This window comes from Aurantiacibacter sediminis, from assembly GCF_016019885.1.
In the GTDB taxonomy this organism is placed as follows: domain Bacteria; phylum Pseudomonadota; class Alphaproteobacteria; order Sphingomonadales; family Sphingomonadaceae; genus Alteraurantiacibacter; species Alteraurantiacibacter sediminis.
Genome location: NZ_JAEANY010000012.1, coordinates 1 through 260, shown reverse-complemented (window position 1 = coordinate 260; position 260 = coordinate 1). Strand labels below are relative to the sequence as shown.

General features: G+C 60.4%; 1 protein-coding gene. It reads right to left on the bottom strand.

Annotated elements, in window-relative coordinates:
• On the bottom strand, window positions 1–260 hold a 260-nt coding region (locus tag I5L03_RS13320), incomplete at both ends, for a DDE-type integrase/transposase/recombinase (RefSeq protein ID WP_197922638.1).

Here is a 260-nt window from a genome sequence, read left to right as displayed (position 1 = left end):
GCTGAGCAGGCGGGGCCTGTGCAGCACATTGGCGTGGTCGCAGCCTGAGGCTGCCAGCGCCATATCGAGCGTGTCAGTGACGTCCTCGGCTCGCATGGTGGTGCAGAGCTTCCATGCAATGATGTAGCGCGAGTAATCGTCGAGCACGGTCGAGAGATAGACCCAGCCCCATCCTATGATCTTGAAGTAGGTAAAGTCGGTCTGCCAGCGCCTCGGGGCCACCTTCAAGGTAACGATCATACCAGCGGCAGAAGGTCCGG